This window comes from Mycobacterium sp. (assembly GCF_040509115.1).
Taxonomy (GTDB): Bacteria; Actinomycetota; Actinomycetes; order Mycobacteriales; family Mycobacteriaceae; genus Mycobacterium.
This window is the reverse complement of sequence record NZ_JBEVLO010000351.1, coordinates 1-7,966: the sequence shown is the minus strand read 5'-3', so window position 1 is coordinate 7,966 and position 7,966 is coordinate 1. Positions and strand designations below refer to the sequence as shown.

The window sequence follows — 7,966 nt, the reverse complement described above, 5'->3', positions numbered from 1 at the left end:
TACGGCGCATAGGACTTGGCGCGGGCAATGCAGGGCTCGAGACCGTTCTTGACCCGGTAGAAGCCTTCCTTGGTCCGCTCACCGGTGATGAACGGCTGATCGCGCTCGTCGACGTCGGAGGTGATCAGCGTGGCTGCCTCGGCGTCGGTGCGGGCGATGACGACCGTCGGGACGTCGGCGACGTCGGCCGCGAGACGGGCCGAGGTCAGGGTGCGGATGTGCTGCTGGGTCGGGATCAGCACCTTGCCGCCGAGGTGGCCGCACTTCTTCTCCGAGGCCAGCTGGTCCTCCCAGTGCGACCCGGCGACACCGGCGGCGATCATGGCCTTCTGCAGTTCGTAGACGTTGAGCGCGCCACCGAAGCCGGCCTCACCGTCGGCGACGATCGGGGCCAGCCAGTTCTCCACCGACCGGTCGCCCTCGACCTTGGCGATCTGGTCGGCGCGCAGCAGTGCGTTGTTGATCCGGCGGATGACCTGCGGCACCGAGTTGGCCGGGTAGAGGCTCTGATCGGGGTAGGTGTGGCCGGACAGATTGGCGTCGCCTGCGACCTGCCACCCGGACAGGTAGATGGCCTTGAGACCGGCGCGGACCTGCTGCACCGCCTGGTTGCCGGTCAGGGCACCCAGGGAATTGACGTAGTCCATGTCATGGAGCTGCTCCCAGAGCACCTCGGCGCCGCGGCGGGCGAGGGTCGACTCCTCGACGACGTGTCCCTGCAGGGCGACGACGTCCTGCGGGGTGTAGGTGCGCTCGATGCCGTTCCAGCGGGGGTTGTGGTCCCAGTCGTGCTGGATCTGTTCCGGGCTCTTCGGTGTGCCAACGGTGGACATTCGGGCTCCTTCGACTCATCTGAGGCTCATCGCTACGGTTTGGCTAAATGGAGTGAAGTTGTTAACTCCGCCGCAGCGTGACGGTTGTACTCCTTCGAGCATGCCTCACGACATATCCGCAGGTCCACCCGTTTCCATTGCCATCTTTTGCCAACACCCCGCGCCAAGTTGCAAATTTTGTGAATGCAGGTGTGGCTTGACCGGTTCAGAAGTTACCGTTCAGTAGGCCAGTCGGCGCAGGTCAGTACGCCCGTACTGTTAAACCGAATCGGTTCAGAGCGAGAAGATGCAGGCGACCGCTTTGGTCTCGTCGCCGACGGCATATGTGAGCGTCGTTACAGTGCGATCGGTCAGTTCCTCGCCGAACTCGTCGGTCGAACCCGCCGGGTACACGTGCTTGACGATCTCCAATTGGTCCCCGAGCGCGACCGGAAGATCGTGCTCGATGGTGACGCGCAGCGGCCAGGCCATCAGTCCGGGCTGCGTGTGCAGGTAGTCCTCGACGACACTCCAGTACACCGAGTTGTTCATGTGATCGAAGATGTCGATGTCGCTGACCCGGACGGGGTACGGACGAACCTCCACGGCGTCCTCGCGCTTGCCTGGCTTGAGATATGCCTTCCACCGCAACCGATTCACGTTGGTGGTGCGCTGCAGTCCCGAGATGAAGTCGTCCGAGATGCGCGACGGCCCCTGAGTCTCGCGATTGATGTTGATCCAAAATGCTTCCGACTCGATCAGGCCGCCCTTGCGACCGTCGATCCGCACCCGCATGTCACACCACCGGTTGGACGTTCCCGAACAGAAGCGCCGCAATCGCAGCATGTCCTTGAACTCGATGGGCCTGATCATGTCGATCATCGTGCGGCGCACGATCCACAGCGGATGGGTCTCCTCGTAGCCCATCTCGCGCAGTTGATCAGAGCCGATGTCCTGAATGTGCCGGGTCGCGGCGTCGAACTTGAGCCGCCCCTCGCGGTCGACGTCGGCGACCCGCAGCGGCCACTCGACGTCGAAGACGTCGGGATGCGGATCGGGCACCGGCATCATGGTCTTCAGCAGGCCGCTGGCCCCGGTCTTCCGCTGCTCAACAGTGGGATCCGACGCGGCTCCCCCGGTGCTAGTCACGGATTCCGATACTGCCACAACGTTCATCGTGCCAATCCTGCGAAGGCCCTTAACAGTGTTGCTACCCTCGTTGGGGTGGCCAAGACCTTCGTCGGATCACGGGTACGTCAGCTCCGCAGCGAACGAGGCTTCAGCCAAGCCGCGCTCGCCCAGATGCTCGACATCTCCCCGAGCTACCTCAACCAGATCGAACACGACGTCCGGCCGCTGACCGTGTCCGTCCTGCTGCGGATCACGGAGCTCTTCGGCGTCGACGCCACGTTCTTCGCCTCCCAGGACGACACCCGCCTGATCGCCGAGCTGCGCGAGATCACGCTGGACCGCGACCTCGGCATCGACGTCGACCAGACCGAGCTCGCCGACGTCGTCAGCGCGCACCCGGCCCTCGCCCGGGCTCTGGTGAACCTGCATCAGCGCTACCGGCTCACCGCCACCCAATTGGCGGCGGTCAGCGAGGGCAGGCACTCCGACGGCCGCGGCGTCAGCTCGGGGTCGGGGGCGATCACCATGCCGCACGAAGAGGTCCGCGACTTCTTCTACCAACGGCAGAACTACCTGCACGAGCTCGACACCGCCGCCGAGGAACTGACCATCCGGATGCGGATGCATCGCGCCGACCTGGCCCGTGACCTCGCCGAGCGGCTCAGCGCCGTGCACGACGTCCGTATCGTGCGACGCACCGATCGGGGCGACAACGTGCTGCACCGCTTCGACCCCGCGACCAAGACACTGGAGATCAGCGGGCACCTGGCGTCGGGTCAGGTCGTCTTCAAACTCGCCGCCGAACTGGCCTTCCTCGAATTCGGCTCGCTGATCGACGCGTTGGTCGGCGAGGGCAACTTCACCAGCGACGAGTCGACGACGTTGGCGCGGCTGGGACTGGCCAATTACTTTGCGGCGGCGACCGTGCTGCCCTACCGCCAGTTCCACGACGTCGCCGAGAACTTCCGATACGACGTCGAACGACTGTCGGCGTTGTACTCGGTCAGCTACGAGACAATCGCCCACCGGCTCTCCACCCTCCAGCGCCCGACCATGCGCGGCGTCCCACTGTCCTTCGTCAGGGTGGACCGCGCGGGCAACATGTCGAAACGCCAGTCCGCCACCGGTTTTCACTTCTCCTCGTCCGGCGGCACCTGCCCGCTGTGGAACGTCTACGAGACGTTCGCGAACCCCGGCAAGATCCTGGTGCAGATCGCGCAGATGCCCGACGGCAGGCACTACATGTGGGTGGCGCGCACCGTCGAGAGACGTGCGTCGCGCTACGGGCAGCCGGGCAAGACGTTCGCGATCGGGCTCGGCTGCGAGCTCCGCCACGCCAACCGGCTCGTCTACTCCGAGGGCCTCGACCTGTCCAGCGAAGTCGGCACCCCGATCGGTGCGGGCTGCCGCGTGTGCGAACGCGACAACTGCCCGCAGCGCGCCTTCCCGGCGCTGGGCCGCGCCCTCGACCTCGACGAACACCGCAGCACGGTGTCTCCGTACCTGGTCAAGCAGCCATGATCACCACACCCGAAGATGGGTGCAGATGCGGGTCTGGCTGAGCCCATAGGCTGAACTGACGCGAGAAAGGGCGAGAGAGGAGTTGAACCGTGGATTTCTTCGGCATCGCCAAGGACACGGTGGACGGCTTCCTGAAGGCCAATGTGCCGATGCTGAACTTCATTCCGGACCCCGACAAGGTGGTGAAGGACCCGCTCGGCGCCTTGGGTGATCAAGGCAACGCCCTCCTCAACTTCGTCGTCCCCGCCGTCCCCCTTGGCAAGGCGGCTCTCAGCGCGTTCAGCGACGAGCCGAACGTCGAGGGCGCAGGCGGAGCACCGATCATCGCCGCAGCCCTGGCAACGCTGCGGGACATGCTCACACAGTGTGGGGCCGACCGGATACCGGACGAGGGCGCCGCATTTCAGGCCGGTGCGGATGCATTCCGCGGCATCACCGATGGGCTCAGCACGATGGACGCGCCGGACAGCTGGGAGGGCGCAGCGGCAGAGGCGTACACGTTCGCCAACGAACTGCAGCGCAACCGAACGCGTGACATGGCGGAACTCGATCGCCGCATTCGCGAGGCGCTGAACACCGAGGCGACCGACAACATGGACACCCGCTCCGTACTCAAGGACTGCGCGCAGGAACTCAACGCCCACATCGCCCCTGCGCTGGCCCTGGGGGCCCATCCGGTCGCCGGTGATGCGGCCTCGCTGTCCTATCAGGCGCACGTGGTGCTCAGGATCATGCCGCGCGCGATCTGGCGGTTTCAGCAACTCACTGGGCAAGCGGCCGCCCACGCCGAAGAAGTCCATGCCGCAGGCAGCTCCTACCATCCGATCCGCGGCGAATACGACGGCAGGGCACAGCAGTCCAGCGGCGCCGGACTCCGGGTCTCGCCCGAGGACGTGCGGACCCTCTCACGACAGCAGCAACGCGCCGCTACGACCATCGACTCGACCAAGAACCTCACCGTCGGCGTCGTCGCGAACGTGAAACAGACCCACGGGATCGTCTGCGAGGCAACCGGAGACGCCCTCGCCACGGCCGTAGAGGCGCGCAACGCGACGATCGAATGGGTGAGCGGTGAGTCCGAACAGATGTCCGAGGGCCTCGCCGCTGCCGCGGAGTTCTACGAGCGCGTCGACGAGCAGCAAGGGCACCGGCTGGACGGGGAGATGCCGCCGCGCTGACCACTGGTCCCCACGGCCTTTCCCTACACTCGCAAGGGTGAGCGCACCCGAGGCAGCCCCCGCCCGCATCGAGCCAGGCGGGTTTCGCGAGCTCGGCCCCCTGAACTGGATCATCGCCAAGCTGGGCGCGCGGGCCATCCGGGCACCACGGTTCGCCCTGCTCAACGTCATCGGTCAGCACCGCCTGCTGTTCCTGGCGTGGCTGCCGTATTCCGGAATCCTCCTTGGTCTCGGCAAGCTACCCAAGAAGGACGCCGAACTGGTGATCCTGCGCGTCGGGCATCTGCGCAACTGCGAGTACGAGTTGCAGCAGCATCGCAGGCTGGCGCGCAGCCGAGGCGTCGACGTCGAGACGCAAGGGCGCATCTTCGAGGGACCCGACGCCGATGGGCTGACCGACCGCCAGCGCGTGTTGGTCACCGCGACGGACGAATTCGTCATCACCCGGTCGATGTCGACGGAGACGTGGACGGCCCTGTCGGCATACCTGAACAAGAAACAGCTCATCGAGTTCTGCATGCTGGCGGCCAACTACGACGGTCTGGCCGCCACGATGGCGACGCTGAGGATCCCGCTCGACTTCCCGGACTAGCTACAGCCAGGTCACGCCGAGCACGCACAGTGACAACACCACCGGCGAGATCGGCAGACACCACAGAAATGCTGCCCTGGCAAACGCCTTGCGCCGGTGGAACATCCAGCCCAGCAGGCCCCCGGCGACCCCGAGCAGTCCACACGCAGCGCCGATCACCAGCACCCACGCGTTGACGGTCGTCGTCTTGGTGGCCAGCGAGATCGCCACCAGCCAGAGGACGTGGCCGATGATCAGGCCGCCGATACCGGCGACGACCGTCGCTCTCACCCGTTGGACAGACTCAGAAGTTGATCATGTGGCCGGCGAGCCCGTGGAAGCACTCCTGCAGCGCCTCCGACAGCGTCGGGTGCGTGTGCACGTTGCGGGTGAGCTCGTTGACCGTGAGGTCCCACTTCTGGGCCAGCGTCAACTCGGGTAGCAACTCGGACACGTCGTGCCCGATGAGGTGTCCGCCCAGCAGCTCGCCGTACTTCGCGTCGGCGATGATCTTGACGAAGCCGCCGGGCTCGCCAAGCCCGTGCGCCTTGCCGTTGGCAGTGAAGGGGAACTTGGCGACCTTGACGTCATAACCCTCGTCGCGGGCCTGCTGTTCGGTCAGGCCGAAACTGGCCACCTGCGGCTGGCAGAACGTGGCGCGCGGCAGCATCCGGTAGTCACCGAGCGGCAACGTCTCGGCACCCGCGATGGTCTCGGCGGCCACCACGCCCTGCGCCTCGGCGACGTGGGCCAGCTGCAGCTTCATGGTGACGTCGCCGATGGCGTAGATGTGGGGCACCGACGTGTGCATGTACTCGTCGATCTCGATGGCCTTGCGTTCGTTGAGCTTCACGCCTGCCTTGTCGAGCCCGATGGTCTCGACGTTGGGGACGAAGCCGATCGACTGCATGACCTTGTCGGCCTTGAGCTCCTCGGTCTTGCCATCCTTGCTGACGACGACCTTTACCGATGAACCCTCATCGGTGATCGACTCCACCTTGGTGCCGGTGAGGATCTTCACGCCGAGCTTCTTGAACTGCTTCTCGATCTCCTTGGAGACCTCGGCGTCCTCGTTGGGCAGCGCCCGCGGCAGGAACTCCACGATGGTGACGTCGACGCCGTAGTTGCTCATCACGTAGCCGAACTCCATGCCGATGGCACCCGCCCCGGCGATGACGATCGAGGAGGGCAGCTCGCGCTCCATGATCTGCTCTTCATAGGTGACGACGTTCTCCGACAGCTCGGTACCGGGGACCAGGCGCGTGCGGCTGCCGGTGGCGATGATGGCGTTGTCGAAGGTGAGCGTCTCGGTGCCACCGTCGTTGAGTTCGACGGCGAGGGTGTTGGCGTCGGTGAACGACCCGCGGCCCTGAACCTCGGTGATCTTGTTCTTCTTCATCAGGAAGTGCACGCCGGCGACGCGGCCGTCGGCGACCTTGCGGCTGCGGTCGAACGCCGAGCCGTAGTCGAACGACGCGTCACCGCTGATGCCGAACGTCTTGGCTTCCTTGGTGAAGATGTGGGCCAGCTCCGCGTTGCGCAGCAACGACTTGGAGGGAATGCAGCCGACGTTGAGGCACACTCCGCCCCAGTACTTCGGCTCGACGATGGCGGTGTTCAGGCCGAGTTGGGCCGCGCGGATCGCCGCAACGTAACCGCCGGGGCCTGCACCAAGTACGACGACGTCATAGTGAGTCACCCCTCCAGCCTAGTAGGCGGCGTCCACCTGCTTGATGGCGATCCGTCAGGTCTGCGCGCTGACCGTGCGTGCCGCAGGGATCGGGCAGGCATCGGACGCTTCGGCGACGATGTGCGTGCCACCGTCGCGCGGCCGCTCACCGCGCTCGTAGGCGGATCCGGTGACCGGTGGCTCACCGTCGAGCCGCCGGTTCTCTTCCTCGGTGTAGGCGCGGCCGCGGCTGAGGAACCGCATCCCCTCCGGGGTCTCGAGGCTGAAGCCGCCGCCGCGGCCGGGCACCACGTCGATCACCAGCTGGGTGTGCTTCCACGCCTCGAACTGACTGCCGGAGATCCACACCGGGACCCCCGTGCCGACGTCGAGGATCGACAGCAGGATGTCGCGGTCACCGACGAGGAATTCGCCCTCGGGGTAACACATCGGCGACGACCCGTCGCAGCAGCCGCCCGACTGGTGAAACATCAAGCCGCCGTGGCGATCCTGCAGCTTCCTCAGCAACGTGGCCGCTGCCTCGGTGATCAACGCCCTTGACGGTGTCGCTTCCATCGCTACTTCTCTCTCGAACGTGACGCCACTGCGCGGTTTCAGCCGAACCGTCGCAGTGGCGGCACGTTCGACGGCTCGTCTAGAAGAAGCCCTGGGCCTTGTTGCTGTAGGACACCATCAGGTTCTTGGTCTGCTGATAGTGGTCGAGCATCATCTTATGGTTCTCGCGGCCGATGCCGGACTGCTTGTACCCACCGAACGCGGCATGTGCCGGATACACGTGATAGCAGTTGGTCCACACCCGGCCCGCCTTGATGTCGCGGCCCGCGCGGTAGGCGGTGTTGCCATCGCGGCTCCACACGCCCGCACCCAGCCCGTACAGCGTGTCGTTCGCCATCGCCATCGCGTCGTCGTAGTCCTTGAAGGACGTGACCGCGACGACGGGCCCGAAGATCTCCTCCTGGAAGATCCGCATCTTGTTGTTGCCCTCGAAGATCGTCGGCTGCACGTAGTAGCCGCCGGACAGGTCGCCGCCCAACTCGGCACGCTCACCGCCGGTGACGACCCG

8 protein-coding genes and 1 pseudogene are annotated in these 7,966 nt (G+C 65.6%); 3 read left to right on the top strand and 6 right to left on the bottom strand.

Annotated elements, in window-relative coordinates:
• Together aceA and ABW137_RS24545 are read right to left on the bottom strand one after the other, a co-directional pair.
• Nucleotides 1-833 (bottom strand): isocitrate lyase (aceA, locus tag ABW137_RS24550; RefSeq protein WP_526404063.1); only part of this gene is annotated, 833 nt, incomplete at its 3' end.
• A 273-nt stretch (nucleotides 834-1,106) separates the two neighbouring features.
• A complete protein-coding gene (locus ABW137_RS24545) occupies nucleotides 1,107-1,883 on the bottom strand; it encodes an acyl-[acyl-carrier-protein] thioesterase (protein WP_526404064.1) in 777 nt (258 codons plus the stop codon).
• A gap of 153 nt (nucleotides 1,884-2,036) precedes the next feature.
• Here ABW137_RS24545 and ramB point away from each other — a divergent pair, with 153 nt between their 5' ends.
• The 3 genes from ramB (at nucleotide 2,037) to ABW137_RS24530 (ending at nucleotide 5,234) form a co-directional block, all read left to right on the top strand.
• Nucleotides 2,037-3,464, top strand: a complete 1,428-nt coding sequence (gene ramB / locus ABW137_RS24540) for an acetate metabolism transcriptional regulator RamB (protein WP_526404062.1) — start codon at nucleotides 2,037-2,039, stop codon at nucleotides 3,462-3,464.
• A gap of 89 nt (nucleotides 3,465-3,553) precedes the next feature.
• Entirely contained in the window at nucleotides 3,554-4,642 is a 1,089-nt protein-coding gene (locus ABW137_RS24535; protein WP_526404061.1) for a type VII secretion target, read from the top strand.
• Nucleotides 4,643-4,679: 37 nt separating this feature from the next.
• Complete coding sequence (locus ABW137_RS24530; RefSeq protein WP_526404060.1) at nucleotides 4,680-5,234, top strand: carboxymuconolactone decarboxylase family protein; 555 nt, start codon at nucleotides 4,680-4,682, stop codon at nucleotides 5,232-5,234.
• Here the strand turns inward: ABW137_RS24530 and ABW137_RS24525 are convergent, their stop codons facing one another.
• The 4 genes and pseudogenes from ABW137_RS24525 to adh form a co-directional block, all read right to left on the bottom strand.
• On the bottom strand, nucleotides 5,235-5,504 hold the full coding sequence (locus ABW137_RS24525) for a hypothetical protein (protein ID WP_526404059.1): 270 nt from the start codon (nucleotides 5,502-5,504) through the stop codon (nucleotides 5,235-5,237).
• Between the two features lie 13 nt (nucleotides 5,505-5,517).
• Complete coding sequence (gene lpdA / locus ABW137_RS24520) at nucleotides 5,518-6,912, bottom strand: dihydrolipoyl dehydrogenase (protein ID WP_526404058.1); 1,395 nt, start codon at nucleotides 6,910-6,912, stop codon at nucleotides 5,518-5,520.
• A gap of 45 nt (nucleotides 6,913-6,957) precedes the next feature.
• The gene (locus ABW137_RS24515) at nucleotides 6,958-7,458 is read right to left on the bottom strand and encodes a DUF779 domain-containing protein (RefSeq protein ID WP_526404057.1); all 501 of its coding nucleotides are present in this window, start codon (nucleotides 7,456-7,458) and stop codon (nucleotides 6,958-6,960) included.
• Nucleotides 7,459-7,537: 79 nt separating this feature from the next.
• Nucleotides 7,538-7,966 (bottom strand): annotated as a pseudogene (gene adh, locus ABW137_RS24510) (aldehyde dehydrogenase); the annotation flags it as partial.